Genomic DNA, 19746 nt, shown 5'->3' on the forward strand with positions numbered 1-19746 from the left:
TGCGGTGCGAACGCCTTCGGGCGGCCGAGCGGCGTTCACGACCGCGCCCCTTTCATCATGGATGCGTCCCGCATCCGCAGCCGCTGCGCGTCTGCCTGTCGGTTTTGATGAAACCGCGTCATCACGACCGCGCCCCTTTCATCATCTGGCGGTTTTCAAAATCCACCCGCATCACGATGGCGATGGCGATCAGGTTGAGCAGGATGGCGGAGCCGCCGTAGCTCATGAAGGGCAAGGTCAGGCCTTTGGTGGGCAGGGCGCCGAGATTCACGCCGATGTTGATGAAGGCCTGGAAGCCCAGCCACAGGCCCACCCCCTGTGCGACCAGCCCGGCGAACACCTGGTCGAGGGCGATGGCCTGGCGGCCGATGTGCATGACACGGCGGGTCATCCAGAGGAACAGCACGATCAGCGTGAGAACGCCCAGCAGGCCGAATTCCTCGCCGATCACGGCGAGCAGGAAGTCGGTGTGGGCTTCCGGCAGCCAGTGCAGCTTCTCCACGCTGCCGCCCAGGCCGACACCGAACAGCTCGCCGCGGCCGATGGCGATCAGCGCGTGGGACAGCTGGTAGCCCTTGCCCAGCGCGTGTTCCTCGCTCCACGGATCGAGGTAGGCGAAGATGCGTTCGCGGCGCCACTCGCTGGCCATGATCATGAGCGCGAACGCGGCCACCACCACGGCGGCGATCAGGAAGAACATCCGCGCGTTCACGCCGCCCAGAAACAGGATGCCCATGGCGATCACCACGATCACCATGAAGGCGCCCATGTCGGGCTGGGCCAGCAGCAGCATGCCGATCACGCCCAGCGCCACCGCCATGGGCAGCACGGCCTGCCAGAAGTTTTCCTTGATCTCCATCTTGCGGACCATGTAGCTGGCCGCGTAGAGCAGCACCGCGAGCTTGCCCAGCTCGGAGGGCTGGAAGTTCATGACGCCCAGCGAGATCCAGCGGCGCGCGCCGTTGACGCCTTTGCCGATGAAGGGAATCAGCACGATCACCATGAGCAGGATCGCCAGCGCAAACAGCCACGGCGCGACACGCTCCCAGGTCTTCATCGGCACCTGGAAGGTCAGCAGGGCGGCGACCAGCCCGATGGTCATCGACAGGCCGTGGCGGAACACGAAGTGGGTGTGCGCGTAATTGGCAAAGCGCGGGTTGTCGGGCAGCGCAATGCTGGCCGAATACACCATCACCAGCCCCCACGCCAGCAAAGCGACCACCACCCACAGCAGCGGCTGGTCGAAGCCCAGTTCGCGCACCGCGGTTGACGACGACGCGCCGTAGCGGCGGCTGCTCAGGCGCACGGGCAGCCCGTCGGCGCCGGCCAGCGATCCCGCGGCGGGCCACGCGGCGGCCAGGCGCTCGCGCAGCCTCTGCAGCAGCGGGGCGCGGCCCGGGGTGTTGGTCTGCGGTCGGCGGGCCATCACACGCCCTCCAGCGATTGGCCGTGGTCGGCGGCGAGCGCGGCCACGGCGTCGACGAACACCTGCGCGCGGTGCGCGTAGTCGCGGAACATGTCCAGGCTGGCGCAGGCCGGCGACAAGAGCACGGCATCGCCGGGCTGGGCCAGCGCGGCGGCAGCGCGCACCGCGGCGCCGAGGTCGGCCGCGTCGTGCAGCGGCACACCCGCGTCCGACAGCGCCGGCGCGAGGGCTTCGCGCAGGCGCGGGGCATCGCGGCCGATGAGCAGCGCCGCACGGGCGTGGCGGGCCAGCGGCGCGGCCAGCGGCGCGAAGTCCTGCCCTTTGCCGTCGCCACCCAGGATCACGACCAGCCGCCGCTCGGCGCCCAGGCCGTTGACCGCCGCCAGCGTGGCCCCGACGTTCGTGCCCTTGCTGTCGTCCACGTACTCGACCTCGCCGACGATGCCCACCGGCTCCACGCGGTGCGGCTCGCCGCGGTACTCGCGCAGACCGTGCAGCATGGGCCCGAGCGGTGCGCCGGTGGAGGTGGCCAGCGCGAGCGCGGCGAGCGCGTTGGCCGCGTTGTGGCGGCCGCGGATGCGCAGCGCCTCGGCCGGCATCAGGCGCTGGAAATAGATCTCGGGCGTGTCGTCGGCGCCGCGGCCGCGCGCGCGGGTTTCGTCCAGCGCCAGCGCGCGCACCAGCCAGGTCATGCCGTTGACCGTTTCCAGGCCCCAATCGCCCGGACGGGTCGGGGCGTCGAGTCCGAAGCTCGCCCAGGCGCGCGCCGGGCGCTGCCGGTGGCGGCCCGCGATCTTGACGCTGACCATCGCCGGCTGCCAGGCCATGACGACCGGGTCATCCCGGTTCAGCACCATCAGGGCCTCGGCGCCGAAGGCGGCGTGTTTGGCCTGCGCGTAGGCGGCCATGGAGCCGTGCCAGTCGAGATGGTCCTCGCTGAGGTTGAGCACGGCCGCAGCGGTGGGTACGGTGCTCCACGGCCCGGCGGCAGAGCCGTCGAGCTGGAAGCTGGAGAGTTCCAGCACCCACGCGGTGGGCAGGTGGGGGGGGGCGATGGCGGCCACGGGCGCCGGCGCCGGACCCTCCTCGTCGGCCGGGGGCAGGGGCTCGTCGTCGGCGGGGGCGTCGGGCTCGTCGCGGTCGGCCTCCGGCGCCACGGCCACCGGCGCAGACAGGGCCGGTGCCTCGGCGGGCGCTGACGCGGCGTCGGCCGCGGCCGCCGCATCGTCGGCGGCCTGGGCGCTGGCCTCGTGGTCGAGCGCCTGCGCCAGCACGTCGAGCAGCGCCGGACCGATGTTGCCCGCCACCGCGACGCGCTCGCCCGCGCGCCGCAGCAACAGGCCGGTCAGCGAGGTCACGGTGGTCTTGCCGTTGGTGCCGGTGATGGCCAGCACGCGCGGCCGGTATGGCCAGCGCTCCCGCTCGCGCAAGTCCAGCAGGGCCTGGGCAAACAGGTCGAGTTCGCCCCACAGCGGCACGCCGTGGGCCGCGGCCCAGGCCGTCGGCGCCGCCAGCGCTGCCGGCGAAAGGCCCGGGCTGCGCGCGATCAGGGCCCACGGCCCGCGATCCATCAGCGCCTCGTCAAACGGACCGGCGACGAAGGTGGCGGTCGGGCAGTCCTGCCGCAGCGCGGCCAGCTGGGGCGGGGCCTCACGCGTGTCGGCCACGGTCACGCGGGCACCCTGGCGCACGCACCAGCGCGCCATGGACAGGCCGGAGATGCCCAGACCGAGGATGAGGACCGCCTGATCGCGCATGGGCATCACCGCAGCTTCAGGGTGGACAGGCCGACCAGACACAGCAGCATGGTGATGATCCAGAAGCGGACCACGACCTGCGTTTCCTTCCACCCCTTCTTCTCGAAGTGGTGGTGCAGCGGCGCCATCTGGAAGAGACGCCGACCCTCACCGAAGCGACGCTTGGTGTATTTGAAGTACGACACCTGCAGCATCACCGACAGCGCTTCGACCACGAAGATGCCGCCCATGATGGCCAGCACGATCTCCTGGCGCACGATGACCGCGATCGTGCCCAGCGCACCGCCCAGGGCGAGCGCGCCGACGTCGCCCATGAACACCTGCGCGGGGTGGGTGTTGAACCACAGGAAAGCCAGCCCCGCGCCGGCCATGGCGCCGCAGAAGATGAGCAGCTCGCCGGTGCCCGGGATGTGGGGCAGCAGCAGGTAGCGCGAAAACACCGCGTTGCCGGTGACGTAGGCGAACACGCCGAGCGCCGAACCGACCATGACCACCGGCATGATGGCCAGCCCGTCGAGGCCATCGGTGAGGTTGACCGCGTTGCTCGATCCGACGATGACGAGGTAGGTGAGGATCACGAAGCCAGCCACCCCCAGCGGGTAGCTGATCTCCTTGAAGAACGGCACCAGCAGCCCGGACTGGGGCGGCAGGTCGACGGTGAAGCCCGAGGTGACCCATTCGATGAACAGCTCGGCCACGCGCGCGTTGCTGGTTTCCGAGACGGCGAACACCAGGTAGAACGCGGCCAGCAGGCCAATCACCGACTGCCAGAAATACTTCTCGCGCGAGCGCATGCCCTCCGGGTCCTTGTGGACGACCTTGCGCCAGTCGTCCACCCAGCCGATGGCGCCAAAGCCCAGCGTCACCAGCAGCACGATCCACACAAAACGGTTGCTCCAGTTGAACCAGAGCAGCGTGGACAGCGCGATCGCGAACAGGATCAGGACGCCACCCATGGTGGGCGTACCGCCTTTGCTCAGGTGCGTCTGCATGGCGTACTCACGCACCGGCTGGCCGATCTTGAGGGCACCGAGGTAACGGATGAACCACGGTCCGGCCACCAGCCCCACCAGCAGCGCGGTCATGGCCGCCATCACCGCGCGGAAGGTGAGGTACTGAAAGACCCGCAGGAATCCGAGGTCGGGAAAGAGGCCTTGCAGCCACAGGGCCAGGCTAGGCAACATGGGAACCGTCCTTGTTGTTGTCGAGGGCACCGGCGGCCTCCACCGCCGCTTGAACCGCCTGCACCACGCGCTCCATGCGCATGAAGCGAGAACCTTTGACGAGCAAGCTGGCCGGTGCAGTGGCGCCCTGCACCGCCGCGGCGGTGTCGGCCGCCAGCGCGGATACGTCGTCCCACACCGTGGGCGCGGCCTCGCCGGCGGCGCGCAGCGCGGCGGCGGCCTGCGCCATCCAGGCGCCGGCCACGTGGACATCGCGCAGGCCGCGGGCGTGGGCGTGGCGCAGGACCTCCAGGTGGAAGTCCAGGCCCTGCTCGCCCACCTCGCCCATGTCGCCGAGCACCAGCCGGTGCGGGGCAGGCAGCTCGGCCAGCACGTCGATGGCGGCGCGCACGGAGTCCGGGTTGGCGTTGTAGGTGTCGTCGACCAGCGTGAACGGTCGGCCGTTCACAGACAGCGCCAGCGCGCGCGAGCGGCCGCCCACGGGCTCGAAGGCCGTCAAACCGCGGGCCACCGCGTCGAGGGAAACGCCCGCCGCCAGAGCGCAGGCGGTGGCGGCCAGCGCGTTGCGCACGTTGTGGCGCCCGGCGATCCGCAGGCGCAGCGTGGTGGTGCCGGCCGGCGTGCGGGCCTGCACGGTCCAGGCGCCGTCGTGCCAGTCGGCCGCGGTGGCGTGCACGTCGGCGCCCGGGTCTGCGTCGCTGAACGTGATCGCGCGGCGCGCGCCGGCCAGCCCCCGCCACACCGGCGTGTGCGGGTCGTCGCTGGGAAACACGGCCACGCCCTGCGGCCCCAGCGCGTCGATGACGCTGCCGTTCTCCCGCGCCACCGCGGCGACGGTGGCCATGAACTCCTGGTGCTCGCGCTGCGCGTTGTTGACCAGCGCCACGGTGGGCGCGGCCATGGCCGCCAGACCGGCGATCTCGCCCGGGTGGTTCATGCCCAGCTCCACCACCGAGAGGCGGTGGCCGGCGTGCAGGCGCAGCAGCGTGAGCGGCACACCGATGTCGTTGTTGAAGTTGCCCTGCGTGGCGTGGGCGGCGTCACCGACGGCTGCGCGCAGGATGCTGGCGATCATCTGGGTGACCGTCGTTTTGCCGTTGCTGCCGGTGACGGCGATCAGCGGCAACGAGAAGCCAGCGCGCCAGCGCGCGGCCAGGGTGGCCAGCGCCGCGCGGCTGTCGGGCACCTCCACGCCGGGCAGCCCGGCCTCGGCCAGCCCACGCTCGGCCAGCGCCGCCACGGCCCCGGCGGCCTGGGCCGACGGGAGGAAATCGTGCGCGTCGAACCGCTCGCCGCGCAGCGCCACGAACAGGTCGCCCGCGCGCAGGCTGCGGGTGTCGGTGTGCACGCGCAGCGGCTCCCCGGGCGGCAAGCCCACCGGGCGGGCGCCGGGCAAGCCCTGGAGAAGCGTCATCAGGCCCTGCATCACGCGGTCCCTCCGGCGCGGCGCGCCAGCGCGGCGGCGGCCTGCTGCGCATCGCTGAAGGGGCGCTTGGTGCCGCCGATGTCCTGGTAGTCCTCGTGGCCCTTGCCGGCGATCAGCACCACGTCGGGCGGCGCGGCCTGCGCCACCGCGTGGGCGATGGCTTCGGCGCGGTCGATGATCAGCGCCGCGGCCTGCGGGCGCTGCAGTCCCACGCGCATCTGGTCGAGGATGGCCGCGGGATCTTCGCGGCGCGGGTTGTCGCTGGTCAGCACCACGCGGGCCGCGCCCGCTTCCGCCGCCGCGGCCATGCGCGGTCGCTTCACCGGGTCACGATCGCCGCCGCAGCCGAGCACCACCCACACCGCACCGCCGCGCCGGGCCGCCAGCGGGGCGACCGCCGCCAGCGCCTGCGCCACCGCGTCGGGCGTGTGGGCGTAGTCCACGAGCACCAGCGGCTGGTCTTCGCCGCCCGGCACCGCCTGCAGCCGCCCCGGCACCGGCCCGAGCGACCCACACGCTGCCAGCGCCTGCGACAGCGGCACGTCCAACGCGCGCGCCGCGGCGATCACCCCGAGCAGGTTGTGCACGTTGTAGCGCCCCACCAGCGGCAGGCTCAACGCCTCGCGCGCCACCACGCGGTCAAACGCATCGCGCTCCTCGATCGTGAAGGCCATGCCCGCCGGCGTGGCGGTCAGGGCGTGGGCCGACAAGCGCGCGGGCGCGTCGATGGCCACGGTCCAGACATCGAGTGCCCGCGCGCGCATGGCTTCGGCCAGCGCCGGGCCCTGCGGATCGTCGGTGTTGATCACCGCCGCCTGCAGGCCAGGCCAGTCGAACAGGCGGCGCTTGGCGGCCCAGTAGGCGTCCATGCTGCCGTGGAAATCGAGGTGGTCCTGCGTGAAATTGGTGAACACGGCCACGCCGATGCGCGTGCCGTTGAGCCGGCCTTCGACCAGCCCGATGGAGGACGCCTCGACCGCGCAAGCGCGCACGCCGGTGTCCACAAAGCGGCGCAGCGCGGTCTGCAGCGTCACCGGGTCCGGCGTGGTGAGCCCCGTGGTTTGGAGATCGCGGCCCGGCTGGCCGATGCCCAGGGTGCCAACCACGGCGGCGGGGCGTTGGCAGGCGCTGAACAGCTGCGCCATCCACCAGGCGCTGGAGGTTTTGCCGTTCGTGCCCGTGAAGGCCACCATGTCCAGCGAATCGCTCGGGTGACCCACGAAGGCGGCGGCCACCGCGCCGGCCTGCGCCTTCAGGTCGGGCATGGCCAGCACGCGGGGGTCGTCAAAGCCGAACGCCTCGGCACCCTCACGCTCCACCAGCGCCGCCACCGCCCCGGCGGCCAACGCGTCGCGCACGAAGCGGCGTCCGTCGGTCGCTGCCCCGGGCCACGCCACGAACGCGTCGCCGGGCACCACCGCGCGGCTGTCGGCGCGCAGCACGCCGGTCACGCTGGCATGCAACCAGCGGGCCACGGCATCGGCTTGCAGGAGCGTCTGGATCATGTCAGAACGACTCCTCCACCACCTCGGTCACGATCTGCGGCTTGACGTTCATGTCGGGCTGCACGCCGAGGATGCGCAGCGTCTGCTGCACGGTTTCGCTGAACACAGGCGCGGCGACCAGACCGCCGTAATAGGTGCCGTTGTTCGGCTCGTCCACCATCACCGCCACCACGATGCGCGGCTTCTCCACCGGCGCCAGGCCGACGAAGAAGCTGCGGTACTTGCGCTCGGCGTAACCCTTGCCTTCCTGCTTGCGCGCGGTGCCGGTCTTGCCACCGACCGAGTAGCCCATGGTCTGCGCCTTCGGGGCGGTGCCCCCGGGGCCGGTGGCCATGGCCAGCATCTGCCGCACCGCGATGGCGTTCTTTTCGCTGAACACGCGCACGCCGGTGGCCGGCACCTCGCTGCGCATCAGCGTCAGCGGAATCAGCTCGCCGTCCCGCGCGAACACGGTGTAGGCGTGGGCGAGCTGGAACAGCGAGGTGGACAGGCCGTAGCCGTAGCTCATGGTCGCCTGCTCGATCGGGCGCCAGCTCTTGTAGGGGCGCAGGCGACCACTGACCGCACCCGGAAAGGGCACCTGCGGCTTCTGGCCGAAACCGGCCTGGGCGTAGATCTCCCACATCTCGCGCGGGCTCATCTGCATGGCCATCTTCACCGTGCCGACGTTGCTCGACTTCTGGATCACCTCGGCCACCGTCAGCACGTCGTGCGGGTGTGTGTCGCTGATGGTGGAGCCGCCGATGGTGATGCGGCCGGGCGCGGTGTTGATCGGGGTTTCGGGGCGCACCAGACCCTTCTCCAGCGCCAGCGTGGCGATGAAGGGTTTCATGGTCGATCCGGGCTCGAAGCTGTCGGTCAGCACCCGGTTGCGGAGTTGCTCACCGGTGAGGTTCTGGCGGCGGTTGGGGTTGTAGCTGGGGTAGTTGGCCAGCGCCAGCACCTCGCCCGTGACCGTGTCCACCACGATCACGCTGCCCGCGCGCGCCTTGTGCGTGTGGACCGCGTCCTTGAGCTTCTGGTAGGCGAAGAACTGGACCTTGCTGTCGATGGACAGCTGCAGGTCCGGCCCATCGACCGGCGGCACCACGTCGCGCACGTCTTCCACCACCCGCCCCAGCCGGTCCTTGATCACGCGGCGCGAGCCGTTCTTGCCGGCGAGCTGCTGGTTGAACGCCAGCTCCACGCCCTCCTGGCCGCGGTCCTCGACGTTGGTGAAGCCCACCACGTGCGCGGCCGCCTCGCCCTCGGGGTACTGCCGCTTGTACTCGCGCCGCTGATGAATGCCCTTGATGCCCAGCGCGGCGATCTGTCGGGCCACCGGCTCGTCCACCTGACGCTTGATCCACACGAACGTGCGGTCCTCATCCGCCAGCCGCTTGCGCAGCTCCGCCAGCGGCATTTCCAGCAGGCGCGCCAGCTCGCGCAGCTTGGGATCGTTTTTCTCCACGTCCTCGGGAATCGCCCAGATGCTCTGCGCCACCACGCTGGACGCCAGGATCAGGCCGTTGCGGTCCAGCACCTTGCCCCGGTTGGCCGGCAGTTCCAGCGTGCGGGCGAATCGCACCTCGCCCTGGCGCTGGAAGAACTCGTTGCCAAACACCTGCACGTAGGCGGCGCGCCCGGCCAGACCGGCGAAAGCCAGCGCCAGGCAGGCCACGATGAACTTGCTGCGCCACACCGGCGTCTTGCTCGCCAGCAGCGGGCTGGAGGTGTAGTTGATGCTGCGGCTCATCGCGTGCCTCCGGCGGCGGGCACGGCGGCAGGCGCCTCGGGCAGGTTCACGTACTGCGTGATGCCGGGCGTGACCGGACGCATCTCCAGCTGCCGCGTGGCGAGCTGCTGCACGCGGGCCGGCGTGGCCTGTGCGCGCTTTTGCACCTGCAGCTGCTCGTGTTCGCTCTCCAGCTTGCGCGCCTGCGCCTGCGCACGGTCGATCGCCGTGTACAGCCGGCGCGACTCGTACTGGGTGTGGACCAGGTAGAACGCGCTGGCCAGCACCGCCAGCAGCAGCATGAGGTTCAGCCGGATCACAGCACCGCCCCTTCACCGCACCGCGGCAGGGCCACGCCGGTACGGACGGCACTCATGCGACCTCCGTGCGCGTGGCCGCGCGCATGACAGCGCTGCGCGCGCGCGGGTTGGCCACCACCTCGGCGTCCGACGGCATCAGGCGCGACACCTCGCCCAGGCGCACCGGCGCCGGCTCGGCGAAGGGCGCACGCCGATCCACCACGGTGCGCGAATGGCGCGCCATGAACTGCTTGACCAGGCGGTCTTCCAACGAGTGAAAGCTGATGGCCACGAGGCGTCCCCGGGGGCGCAAGACGCTCAGACTGGCGTCGAGCGCCTGTTGCAGCTCTTCAAGCTCGGCGTTGATGAAAATCCGAAGAGCCTGAAATGTGCGCGTTGCAGGGTCCTTGCCCGGCTCGCGGGTTTTGACCGCGCCAGCCACGACTTCGGCCAGCTCGGCGGTGGTTCGAACAGGGCCCCGTTCCTGTCGGCGACGATCAATCGCCTTTGCAATCGGTTGAGCAAACCGTTCTTCGCCGTATTCACGGATGACCTCCGCCAAGGTGGAAACGGGCACGACCGCCAGCCAGTCGGCCACGCTCTGGCCCCGCGTGGGGTCCATGCGCATGTCCAGCGGACCGTCGTGGCGAAAAGAAAAACCCCGGGCGGGGTCGTCGATCTGCGGCGAGCTCACGCCCAGGTCCATGAGGATTCCGTCCGCCGACCGCGGCGGCTCCTGCGCCAGCTGCGCAAAGCCCTCGTGGCGCACGCTCAGCCGCGCGTCCTGCGCGGCCAGCGCCTGCGCCACCGCAATGGCCTGCGGGTCTTTGTCGAACACCGTGAGGCGCCCCGCCGGCGAGAGCGCCTGCAGGATGGCGCGGCTGTGGCCGCCGCGACCGAAGGTGGCGTCGATGTAGTGTCCGTCGGGGTTGATCGCCAGCGCCTGCACCGCTTCGTTCAACAGGACGGTGTGGTGAATCCATGTGCCTTGCACCGCCGCCCTTAGAAAGAGAAATCCTTGAAGACGTCGGGCATCTCGCCCTTCATCGCCTCGGCTTCCTGGGCCGCGTAGGCGCGGGCGTCCCACAACTCAAAGTAAGCGCCCATGCCCAGCAACACGGCGTCTTTGTCGATGCCGGCGGCGGCACGCAACTCGGGCGAGACCAGCACGCGGCCGGTGGCGTCCATGTCCACGTCCATGGCGTTGCCCAGAAAAATCCGCTTCCACCACTGCGCTTGCATCGGCAAGGCGGCGATGCGGCCGCGGAACTCTTCCCACGCCGGGCGCGGGAAAATCATCAGGCAGCCGTGGGGGTGTTTGGTGATGGTGAGCTGTCCGCCGGCCGCGCCCAGGGCGTCACGATGCCGGGTCGGCACCGACAGGCGACCCTTGGCATCCAGACTCAGCGATGACGCCCCTTGAAACACCGTGTTCAGCCCCTCGAAGACACTTTTCACCACTTAATTGCACTTTTTTCCACTGTAGCAGGAAACGGCCGTGGCGCTGCGGGCGGCTGACACTTTTTTTCAATGAAATCAATCACTTAGGACACGTTTTGAAGCTCTTTTGCGGCAAAAAAGAACATACAAAGCAAGCACTTACAAAGCGCACTGCAAGTGAAGCTTGAAAACAAAAAGCCCCGGTCAATCGACCGGGGCGCTGACGGGCGGCAGGTGCCGCGGACGGGGCGGGCGCGCCGCCGCGCTCAGAGGATGTAGCGCGAGAGGTCCTCGTTGCGGCTGAGCGCACCGAGCCGGCCGTCGACATAGACCGCATCGACGGTCAGCGTGCGGCCCTGCCACTGGGTCGCGGCGAAACTCACCTCGTCGAGCAGGTGCTCCATCACCGTGGCCAGCCGGCGCGCGCCGATGTTTTCGGTGCGCTCGTTGACCTCGAAGGCGATCTCGGCGAGGCGGTGGATGCCGTCCGGGGTGAATTCCACCGTCACGCCCTCGGTCGCGAGCAGGGCCTGGTACTGGCGCACCAGGGAGGCGTGGGTCTGGGTCAGGATGGCCTCGAAGTCGGCCACCGACAGCGACTGCAGTTCCACGCGGATGGGGAAACGCCCCTGCAGTTCGGGGATCAGGTCGCTGGGCTTGGCGAGGTGAAACGCCCCGCTGGCGATGAACAGGATGTGATCGGTCTTGATCACACCGTACTTGGTGGACACCGCCGTGCCTTCCACCAGCGGCAGCAGGTCGCGCTGCACGCCCTGGCGCGACACCTCGGCGGTACCGCCGCCCTCGCTGCTGCGGCTGGTGACCTTGTCGATTTCGTCGATGAACACGATGCCGTTCTGCTCGGCGTTGTGCAGCGCGCGGGCCTTGACCTCGTCGTCGTTGATGAGTTGGGCGGCTTCCTCGTCGACCAGCAGCTTGAGCGCCTCGACAATGCGCAGCTTGCGCTTGTGCCGCCGCCCGGCGCCGAGCTGGCCGAACATGCTCTTGATCTGCTCGGCCATGTCTTCCATGCCGGCCGGCCCCGTGATTTCCATGGCCGGGCGGGCCTCGGCCACGTCGATTTCAATCTCGCGGTCGTCGAGCTGCCCTTCACGCAGCTTCTTGCGGAAGGTCTGCCGGGCCACGTTGTCGGTGGCCGGCGGCGGCGGCTCGAACCCGACGCTGCGCGGCGGCGGCACCAGCACGTCAAGGATGCGCTCCTCGGCCGCGTCTTCCGCGCGCGTGCGCTGCTGGCGCATGGCCTGTTCGCGCGCCTGCTTGACCGCCACTTCCGCCAGGTCACGCACGATGCTGTCCACGTCTTTGCCAACGTAGCCGACCTCGGTGAACTTGGTCGCCTCCACCTTGATGAAGGGCGCATCGGCCAGCCGGGCCAGCCGGCGGGCGATTTCGGTCTTCCCCACGCCGGTCGGGCCGATCATGAGAATGTTCTTCGGCGTGATTTCGGGCCGCAGCTTGTCGTCCACCTGCTGACGGCGCCAGCGGTTGCGCAGCGCGATGGCCACCGCGCGTTTGGCCGCGGTCTGGCCGATGATGTGGCGGTCGAGTTCGGAGACGATCTCCTGGGGGGTCATGGCGGACATGGCGGACATGAGGAAGGGGCGCGACCTGGCGCGCTCAGAGGGTTTCGACCGTGTGGTGCATGTTGGTGTAGATGCACAGTTCGCCCGCGATGCGAAGCGACTCGCGCACCACCTGCTCGGCGCTGAGATCGGTGTGATCGATCAGCGCGCGGGCCGCGGATTGGGCGTACGAGCCGCCGGAGCCGATCGCCACGATGCCGTGCTCGGGCTCGAGCACATCGCCATTGCCGGTGATGATCAGGCTGGCCGAGCGGTCGGCCACGGCCAGCATCGCCTCCAGCCGACGCAGCACCCGGTCGGTGCGCCAGTCGCGGGTCAGCTCGATCGCCGCGCGCGCGAGGTGGCCCTGGTGCTTCTCCAGCTTGGCCTCAAAGCGCTCGAACAGCGTGAACGCGTCGGCGGTGGCGCCGGCAAACCCCGCCAGCACGCGGTCGTGGTAGAGCTTGCGCACCTTGCGCGCCGTGCCCTTCACGACGACGTGACCCAGCGTGACTTGGCCGTCGCCGCCGATGGCCACTTGGACACCGGCGGGTGTCTCGCGCCGCACGCAAACGATGGTGGTTCCGTGAAATGCGTCCATGAGCGTCCGTAGAGGAGAGGTACGAGAAGGCAGTCTGCCGGGGCACGTCGCGCCGGATCTGCCGGTGCGGGCGCCGCGCCGCCGCCGCGCGGCAGCGGCCGGTGGGCCTCAGTCGTTGCGCAGAACGACCTTGGCGGCCTCGGTGATGCCGATGACGTGGAAGAAGGCCGACACCAGCCGGTGGACATCGACGAACTGCACCAGACGGCCCTGCGCGCGGTGGTCCGCGACCCAGTTCAGCAAGGTGCCGGCGGCCGAGAAGTCGACCCGGACAAGGTTGCGGCAGGAAATGATGAACACATCCGCCCCCGCCAGGCGCGCCTCCAGGGCCTCCAGGATCGGCTGGGGATCGCCGCGGATCTCGCCCGACAGCTCCACGAGGCCGAGGTGGCTGACGTCGCTGTGGGGCCCGTCCATGGTGGATTCGCCCGTCAGCGTGGAACTGACCGCTTCCATCATCGACTCGCCCAGGATCGAGTGGCCGGCGTCGCCGCCCACATCCGGCGTGAGCGACTGGTAGCGGCAGCGCGGCCGCTCCCAGCCCGGTGGCGAGAGTTCGTAGGTGACGCAGAAGTCGAGCGCCGCCAGTTCGAATTCGTCTGGCCGGTTCATGACGCGCAAGGCCGCCAGACGCAGCTCCCACCACACCTGTTCGACGTCGCGCCGCCCGGAAGGCGTGACCTCCTTGAGGCGGTCGCGCAACACATGGGCGCCCATGAATCGCAACTCGGCGTCTTGGTCACCCCACAGCGTGAAGATACCCAGCAGCGCGCGGGCGGCCTTAAGGTCGATCGACTCGAGGGGCGACCAATCGATCACCCACGGCTGCTTGGCGCGGGCCAGTACGTTTTGCAAGGTGCCCACCGCGTGGGCATCGAGTTCGTGTTCGCTGGTCCAGGCCGCGCGAAGCTGAGCACCCGCCGGGGCGGCGCCGGGCTTGCCGGTGGCGCTCGCCAGCCGCGCCACCGCCTCGGGCATGTCGTACCACTGCGGGGCCGAGCGGTGAAAGCGGTTGACGAAGTCGACGGCCCGGCTTTCGAACGGCGCCAGCTGACCGGTGGCGCGGTACAGGTCAAAAAGCGCCAGCCAGTCCCCGACGTGGCTGGCCTTCGGCGATCCGTCGGCCACGGTCTCCAGCAAGCCTTGCTCGGCGCCCGCGTCGTCGCCGTTGGCAAAGCGGATGGCCGCTTCCTCCACCTCGGGGTCCTGCGCGACCTCCTGCACGTCGAGTGCGAAGAAATGGGACGCGGAGAACGCACCGCCCTGCGGCGTCTTGCCGACGGGCGCCATCAGCCCGGTCAGCGCCGAGGGCACGGTCATCGGCGCGGCCGGCACCGGGGGCGCGCTGCGCGGGGGCAAGGCGTTGAGGTCGGCGGGCACGGTGGGTTCGTAGGCCCGGGCGTGCGCGTCGTCGGGCGCCAGCGTCGGTGGCGACTGGGCCGGGGACGACTGAGCCGGAGGCGCGGTGGACGCCGCGGCGCGCGGGGTCTGCCCGCCGCTCGCCATGCCAGCGCCGGTACTGACCGCGGAGTCGGTGCCTTTGGTTTTCCACCACTGCATCGACATCTGGGCCTCGATCTCGTCGATCTTCTTCAGCGTCATGGCCCGGTCGTCCGGCTTGGACTGCAGGCTGCTCTGGAAGAAGGACGGCCGCATGCCCGGCGTCTCGCCGGTGCTGCCCTCGCGGCTGCGGATCTTGCGCAACATGTCGAACTCGCGGCGGCGCACGAAGTCGTTGCGCCGCTTGCGCTCGATCATCTCCTTGAGCGCGGCTTTGCTGTACTCGCTCTCGCGGTCGGCGGTGCGGGTATCGAGGTCGGCCCAGCTCGTGGTCGGGTGACGCACGAACTTGACCACCTTGGAGAGGAAACCGCCGCTGGAGTCGTCCTTGGACATGAGGTGCGTGATGCCGGGTGCCGGAGGGTGGGGGAAACGATCAGTCGCCGAACATCTTCTGCTTGAGCTCGCGACGCTGCTGTGCCTCCAGCGACAGGCTGGCGGTGGGCCGGGCCATCAGCCGGCCCACGCCAATCGGCTCGCCGGTTTCTTCGCAGTAGCCGTAGTCACCGGCGTCGATGCGCGCGATCGCCTGTTCGATCTTCTTGAGGAGCTTGCGTTCCCGGTCGCGGGTGCGCAGTTCCAGGGCGTGCTCTTCCTCGATCGTGGCGCGGTCGGCCGGGTCGGGCACGACCACCGTATCTTCGCGCAGGTGCTCGGTGGTTTCGCCCGCGTTGGCCAGCATGTCGGCTTTCAGTCGCAGCAGCTTGAGGCGGAAGAACGCCAGTTGCTGGTCGTTCATGTATTCGCCGTCGGGCATGGCGAGCACATCCGCGTCGGTGAGTTGCTCGACCGGCAGGGTCTTCCAGTTGTTCGCCCGTTTCGGGTCTTTGTGCACAGGGGTGGGGGCGGGGGCAGTCATGACGCGTTCGGTCGTTTGGAAAAAAGTGGCCTTGGCGGCGTCCGGCGCGTGGGTCGGAACCGCCTCGGGCTGGGTCATCTGCTCCATCATGAGCTTTTTGGCCTCGCGTTTGCCCATGGGCGGGGGGCTAGGCTCAATCACCGGGGCGCCCGGTGCCTTGGCCTTGGCCGACGGCACCGCCGGTTTGGACGGGGCTTTCGGCACAGGCGCGGGAGCTTGCGCCACGGGCTTGGGCACCACGGGCGCCGCTTTGGCCGGCGCCGGCGACTTCGGTGCGGTTGTGGTGGTGGGTTTCGCGACAGGCTTCTCGGCTTTGGCGGCCGGTTTCGGCACGGCTTGGGCCGACGCCTTCACCAGGGTCTTCGCCGGGACCTTCGCCGCGGCTTTCGCCGGGGCCTTGGTCGATGCGGCGGCCGTCTTGGCGGGCGCCTTCACCGCGGGCTTGACGGGGGATTTGGCAACGGCCTTGGGCGACGTCTTGGCCGCGGCTTTCACCGGCGCCTTGACCACTGCCTTCGCCGCCGGTTTGGCAGCCCCTTTCACCGGGGGTTTGCCGGCCGGCTTGGCGGGAGCGGACTTGGCGGGCGCTTTCGGGGCGGCTTTACCGGCAGGTTTAGCGGCGGTTTTGGCCGCAGCGGCGGCCTTGGACGCGGGGCCCTTGGCGGTGGCCGGGCGGGCGGGAGACCGGGCCGGGGCGGCGGGCGCACGGGCGGCCGGGCGGGCGCCCTTGCCGGATTTCGCTGCCTGGGATGCCGGGGCTTTCACAACGGGTCTCCTTGGTGTGCTGACGGGTCGCGCGCGGAGGCTCGCGACCGAGGATGCCCGGCCTGACCCTCCCTGGGTCCGGCCGACAAACCCGCTGTTATACCCCCGTTGGACGACGGTCCCGCGGGTCCCGCCGGGACGCCCCGGCGGCACGGCGGCCCGCCAACTTGGGGCGCGATTGTAGCGACGACGCCACGGCGCCACCGGTTTGTTTCGGGCGGGGTGGCGGCGCCGTTGGAGAAGCGCGACAAGCCGCCGGGCGAAGGCCGCCCCGACCGGTCACAGGAGGCTCTGCTGCAGGCCCTGCTCCAGAATGTCGCGCGGCAGGTCGATGCCGATGAACACCATCTTGCTCACGCGCGCCTCGCCCTCGGCCCACAGAGGCCCGAGGTCGCTGCCCATGAGCTGGTGCACGCCCTGGAAGATCACCTTGCGGTCGGTGCCGGCCATGTGGAGCACGCCCTTGTAGCGCAGCATGCGCGGGCCGTAGACCTGCACGATGGCACCGAGGAAGTCTTCCAGCTTTTCGGGGCTGAACGGCCGGTCGGCGCGGAAGACGAAGCTCTTGACGTCGTCGTCGTGGTGGTGATGGTGGCCGTGCTCGTGGCCATGCCGATGCGAAGGGTGGTCGCAGTGCTCGCCGTGGGCATGGTCGTGGTGGTCATGCCCGTGATCGTGGTGATCGTGGTGATCGTGGTCGTGGTCGTGGTGATCGTCCGCCTTCAGGAAATCGGGGTCGATGTCGAGTTTGGCGTTGAGGTTGAAGCCGCGCAGGTCAAACACCTCCTTGAGCGGGACCTCACCGAAATGCACGGTGCGCACCGGCGCGCGCGGGTTCATGTGTTTGAGTCGGTGAATCAGCGCATCGACCTCGGCCGGGCTGACCAGGTCGGCCTTGCTGACGAACAGCTGGTCGGCAAAGCCGATCTGCCGGCGGGCTTCCTGACGGTCGTTGAGCTGCTGCGCGGCATGCTTGGCGTCGACCACGGTGACGATGGCGTCGAGCAGGTATTGCTCGGCGACCTCGTCGTCCATGAAAAACGTCTGCGCCACCGGACCCGGGTCGGCCAGACCGGTGGTTTCGATGATCACGCGCTCGAAATCCAGCTCGCCCCGGCGCTTTTTCTGCGCCAGGTCCGACAGCGTGGCGCGCAGATCGTCGCGGATCGTGCAGCAGATGCAGCCGTTGCTCATCTGGATGATGTTTTCGGTGGTGTCGGCAACCAGGATGTCGTTGTCGATGTTTTCTTCGCCGAACTCGTTTTCCACCACCGCGATCTTTTGGCCGTGCGCCTCGGTGAGCACGCGCTTGAGCAGGGTGGTCTTGCCGGCGCCGAGGAAGCCGGTGAGGATGGTGGCGGGAATGAGGGCCATGGGTGGGGTCGGGGTGCGGAGCCGCGTCGTTCAGAAAACGCAACAGTGTATCGATAAGGCGGTGACGCAGCCTCAGGGCCGTCGCATCACCACCAGGCCCTTGAGGTATTCGCCCTCGGGAAACTGCACCGTCATCGGGTGGTCGGGGGCGCCGCCCAGACGCTGCAGGAACACGCCGTCCACCCCGGCCTCCAGCCCCGCGGCGGCCACGATCTTGTGGAACAGTTCCACGCCGACGCCGCCGGAGCACGAAAACGTGAGCAACACGCCGCCCGGGCGCAGCAGCCTGAAGCCCAGCCGGTTGATGTCCTTGTACGCGCGGGCAGCGCGCTCGGCGTGGGCGGCCGTGGGGGCGAGCTTGGGCGGATCCAGCACGATGGCATCGAACTGCCGGCCTTCGTCGATGAAGCGGCGCAGCGTGGCGTTGACGTCCGCGTCGAGCCATTCGCAGCGCGAAGTGTCCAGCCCATTGAGCGCCACGTTGGCCGCGGCCTGCTGCAGCGCCGGGCCGGACGAGTCCACCGACACCACGCGCTGCGCCCCGCCGGCCAGCGCCGCCACGGTGAATCCGCCGGTGTAGCAATAGCAGTTCAACACCTCGGCCAGCCCGTGGCGGCGCACCAGCGCGGCGGCGATGGCGCGGTTGTCGCGCTGGTCGAGGTAGTAGCCGGTCTTGTGGCCGGTGGCCACGTCCAGGCCCAGACGCCAGCCGTGCTCCTGCAGCACGAGCGCGGTGTCGCCGCCGCCCCGCAGCCAGCCGGTGGCGTCGGGCAGGCCTTCGAGACGCCGGCTGCTGGTGTCGCTGCGCTCGTACAGCCGGTCCAGGCCGGTGAGGCTGAGCAAGGCGTCGGCGATCACCGGCTTCCAGCGCTCCACGCCGGCCGCGCCGAACTGCGCCACCAAGGTGTCGCCGTAGCGGTCCACGATCAGGCCGGGCAGGCCGTCGGCTTCGCCGTGCACCAGGCGCACGCCGTCGCTGTCCACGGCCAAGCGCTCGCGCAGCGCGATGGCCGCCCGCAACCGGGCGGTGAAGAACGCGGCGTCGATGCGCTCGGCCGCCTCAAAGCTCCAGGCGCGCACCCGGATCCGGGAGGCCGGCGAGCAGGCGCCCCAGGCAAGAAACTGGCCGTTGGCGTCGTCCACGCGCACGGTTTCGCCGGGATCGGCGCTGCCTTTGGCGACCGCGCCGTCGAACACCCAGGGATGGCGGCGCTGCAGGGAGCGCTCTTTGCCGGGCTTGAGTCGGATGGATTTCATGACCGCGATTGTCGCGGCCAGCAGCCTTGTCAACAGCGCTTATTGGCCGCGCGGCTTGCGGGCCTGCGCGCGAGGGTGGGCGGCGTCGTAGACCTGGGCCAGGTGCTGGAAGTCCAGCCGCGTGTACACCTGCGTGGTGCCGATGTTGGCGTGGCCCAGCAATTCCTGCACGGCCCGAAGGTCGCCGCTGGACTGCAGCACGTGGCTGGCGAAAGAGTGGCGCAACATGTGCGGGTGCACCGGCGTGGCCAGGCCGGCCTGCAGCGAGCGGCGCTTCAGGCGCACGCGGATATGCTGCGGCGTGAGCCGCTGGCCGCGGCCGCCGATGAACAGCGCCGGGTCGTCGCGCGCCCAGTCGGGGCGGCAGGCGAGCCACGCCTCGAGCGCCGCCAGCGCGGCGCGGCCCACGGGCACGCTGCGGCGCTTGCTGCCTTTGCCCAGCACATGGGCCTCGGCCGCCTGCCGGTCGATCCAGCCGCGCGCGGCCGGCCCGGCCTGCACATCCAGCCCGACCAGTTCACCGATCCGCAGGCCGCAGCCGTAGAGCAGCTCGGTGATGCAGGTGTCCCGCGCGGCCAGACGCGGGTCGTCGTCGGCCGGCACGTGCTCGGCCAGCCGCACCGCCTCGTCCACCGGCAGCGCCTTGGGCAGCGGTTTGCCGGCCTTGGGCGCGCGCACATCCTGCACCGGGTGATGGCCGATCAGGCCCTGACGGCCCAGCCAGCGGTAGAAACCGCGCCAGCCGCTGAGGATCAGCGCGATGCCGCGCGGACTGCGACCGCCGGCGTGCATGCGGGCGATCCAGCGACGCACATGCGCCGGCTGCACGGCGAGCAGCCCCACCCCGGCCTCGGCGGCCCAGGCCTGGAGCTTCTCCAGATCGGCGGCGTAGAGCAGCTGGGTCCGATCGGCCAGCCGCTTGTCCACCCGCACGTGCTCCAGGTAGGCCCGCACCAGGGCCGCGTCGTCGTGCGGGGCGGCGGGGGACATGCCGGA

General features: G+C 70.0%; 16 protein-coding genes. All 16 read right to left on the reverse strand.

What is annotated here, in order from left to right:
- Positions 1-121: 121 nt before the first annotated feature.
- The 16 genes from ftsW to AC2D80_RS10750 all read right to left on the reverse strand — a co-directional run bounded on the left by ftsW (position 122) and on the right by AC2D80_RS10750 (position 19740).
- On the reverse strand, positions 122-1426 hold the full coding sequence (ftsW, locus tag AC2D80_RS10675; RefSeq protein ID WP_484632997.1) for a putative lipid II flippase FtsW: 1305 nt from the start codon (positions 1424-1426) through the stop codon (positions 122-124).
- Entirely contained in the window at positions 1426-3189 is a 1764-nt protein-coding gene (murD, locus tag AC2D80_RS10680) for a UDP-N-acetylmuramoyl-L-alanine--D-glutamate ligase (protein ID WP_484632998.1), read from the reverse strand. Before murD ends, ftsW begins: the two co-directional genes overlap by 1 nt.
- Complete coding sequence (gene mraY / locus AC2D80_RS10685) at positions 3189-4367, reverse strand: phospho-N-acetylmuramoyl-pentapeptide-transferase (RefSeq protein WP_484632999.1); 1179 nt, start codon at positions 4365-4367, stop codon at positions 3189-3191. The genes murD and mraY overlap by 1 nt, the downstream gene beginning before the upstream one ends.
- Positions 4357-5781, reverse strand: coding sequence for a UDP-N-acetylmuramoyl-tripeptide--D-alanyl-D-alanine ligase (locus tag AC2D80_RS10690; protein WP_484633000.1), 1425 nt, complete (start codon positions 5779-5781; stop codon positions 4357-4359). Before AC2D80_RS10690 ends, mraY begins: the two co-directional genes overlap by 11 nt.
- Positions 5782-5792: 11 nt before the next feature.
- The gene (locus AC2D80_RS10695) at positions 5793-7298 is read right to left on the reverse strand and encodes a UDP-N-acetylmuramoyl-L-alanyl-D-glutamate--2,6-diaminopimelate ligase (protein WP_484633001.1); all 1506 of its coding nucleotides are present in this window, start codon (positions 7296-7298) and stop codon (positions 5793-5795) included.
- Position 7299: 1 nt separating this feature from the next.
- Positions 7300-9033, reverse strand: coding sequence for a peptidoglycan D,D-transpeptidase FtsI family protein (locus AC2D80_RS10700; RefSeq protein ID WP_484633002.1), 1734 nt, complete (start codon positions 9031-9033; stop codon positions 7300-7302).
- A complete protein-coding gene (ftsL, locus tag AC2D80_RS10705; RefSeq protein WP_484633003.1) occupies positions 9030-9332 on the reverse strand; it encodes a cell division protein FtsL in 303 nt (100 codons plus the stop codon). The genes AC2D80_RS10700 and ftsL overlap by 4 nt, the downstream gene beginning before the upstream one ends.
- Before the next feature lie 52 nt (positions 9333-9384).
- Entirely contained in the window at positions 9385-10305 is a 921-nt protein-coding gene (rsmH, locus tag AC2D80_RS10710) for a 16S rRNA (cytosine(1402)-N(4))-methyltransferase RsmH (RefSeq protein WP_484633004.1), read from the reverse strand.
- A gap of 8 nt (positions 10306-10313) precedes the next feature.
- Positions 10314-10739: a division/cell wall cluster transcriptional repressor MraZ gene (mraZ, locus tag AC2D80_RS10715; RefSeq protein WP_484633324.1), complete on the reverse strand. Its 426-nt coding sequence runs from the start codon at positions 10737-10739 to the stop codon at positions 10314-10316.
- Between the two features lie 278 nt (positions 10740-11017).
- The gene (gene hslU / locus AC2D80_RS10720; RefSeq protein WP_484633005.1) at positions 11018-12355 is read right to left on the reverse strand and encodes an ATP-dependent protease ATPase subunit HslU; all 1338 of its coding nucleotides are present in this window, start codon (positions 12353-12355) and stop codon (positions 11018-11020) included.
- A 34-nt stretch (positions 12356-12389) separates the two neighbouring features.
- A complete protein-coding gene (gene hslV / locus AC2D80_RS10725) occupies positions 12390-12935 on the reverse strand; it encodes an ATP-dependent protease subunit HslV (RefSeq protein WP_484633006.1) in 546 nt (181 codons plus the stop codon).
- Positions 12936-13043: 108 nt separating this feature from the next.
- Entirely contained in the window at positions 13044-14831 is a 1788-nt protein-coding gene (locus AC2D80_RS10730) for an STAS domain-containing protein (RefSeq protein WP_484633007.1), read from the reverse strand.
- A gap of 40 nt (positions 14832-14871) precedes the next feature.
- A complete protein-coding gene (dksA, locus tag AC2D80_RS10735; protein ID WP_484633008.1) occupies positions 14872-16323 on the reverse strand; it encodes an RNA polymerase-binding protein DksA in 1452 nt (483 codons plus the stop codon).
- Between the two features lie 75 nt (positions 16324-16398).
- Positions 16399-17493, reverse strand: coding sequence for a CobW family GTP-binding protein (locus AC2D80_RS10740; RefSeq protein WP_484633009.1), 1095 nt, complete (start codon positions 17491-17493; stop codon positions 16399-16401).
- 72 nt (positions 17494-17565) lie between these two features.
- Positions 17566-18750: a class I SAM-dependent rRNA methyltransferase gene (locus AC2D80_RS10745; RefSeq protein WP_484633010.1), complete on the reverse strand. Its 1185-nt coding sequence runs from the start codon at positions 18748-18750 to the stop codon at positions 17566-17568.
- A 39-nt stretch (positions 18751-18789) separates the two neighbouring features.
- On the reverse strand, positions 18790-19740 hold the full coding sequence (locus AC2D80_RS10750) for a tyrosine recombinase XerC (protein ID WP_484633011.1): 951 nt from the start codon (positions 19738-19740) through the stop codon (positions 18790-18792).
- Between the last annotated feature and the right edge of the window lie 6 nt (positions 19741-19746).

This window comes from Hydrogenophaga sp. T66, assembly GCF_057219855.1.

Bases quoted from the DNA above. Each gene is read 5' to 3' on its own strand.
- ftsW (WP_484632997.1), bottom strand. From the start codon at position 1,426: ATGGCCCGCCGACCGCAGACCAACACCCCGGGCCGCGCCCCGCTGCTG.
- AC2D80_RS10700 (WP_484633002.1), bottom strand. From the start codon at position 9,033: ATGAGCCGCAGCATCAACTACACCTCCAGCCCGCTGCTGGCGAGCAAG.
- AC2D80_RS10740 (WP_484633009.1), bottom strand. From the start codon at position 17,493: ATGGCCCTCATTCCCGCCACCATCCTCACCGGCTTCCTCGGCGCCGGC.
- AC2D80_RS10750 (WP_484633011.1), bottom strand. From the start codon at position 19,740: ATGTCCCCCGCCGCCCCGCACGACGACGCGGCCCTGGTGCGGGCCTAC.
- AC2D80_RS10730 (WP_484633007.1), bottom strand. From the start codon at position 14,831: ATGTCCAAGGACGACTCCAGCGGCGGTTTCCTCTCCAAGGTGGTCAAG.
- mraY (WP_484632999.1), bottom strand. From the start codon at position 4,367: ATGTTGCCTAGCCTGGCCCTGTGGCTGCAAGGCCTCTTTCCCGACCTC.
- AC2D80_RS10745 (WP_484633010.1), bottom strand. From the start codon at position 18,750: ATGAAATCCATCCGACTCAAGCCCGGCAAAGAGCGCTCCCTGCAGCGC.
- murD (WP_484632998.1), bottom strand. From the start codon at position 3,189: ATGCCCATGCGCGATCAGGCGGTCCTCATCCTCGGTCTGGGCATCTCC.
- hslU (WP_484633005.1), bottom strand. From the start codon at position 12,355: ATGTCCGCCATGACCCCCCAGGAGATCGTCTCCGAACTCGACCGCCAC.
- hslV (WP_484633006.1), bottom strand. From the start codon at position 12,935: ATGGACGCATTTCACGGAACCACCATCGTTTGCGTGCGGCGCGAGACA.
- AC2D80_RS10695 (WP_484633001.1), bottom strand. From the start codon at position 7,298: ATGATCCAGACGCTCCTGCAAGCCGATGCCGTGGCCCGCTGGTTGCAT.
- AC2D80_RS10690 (WP_484633000.1), bottom strand. From the start codon at position 5,781: ATGACGCTTCTCCAGGGCTTGCCCGGCGCCCGCCCGGTGGGCTTGCCG.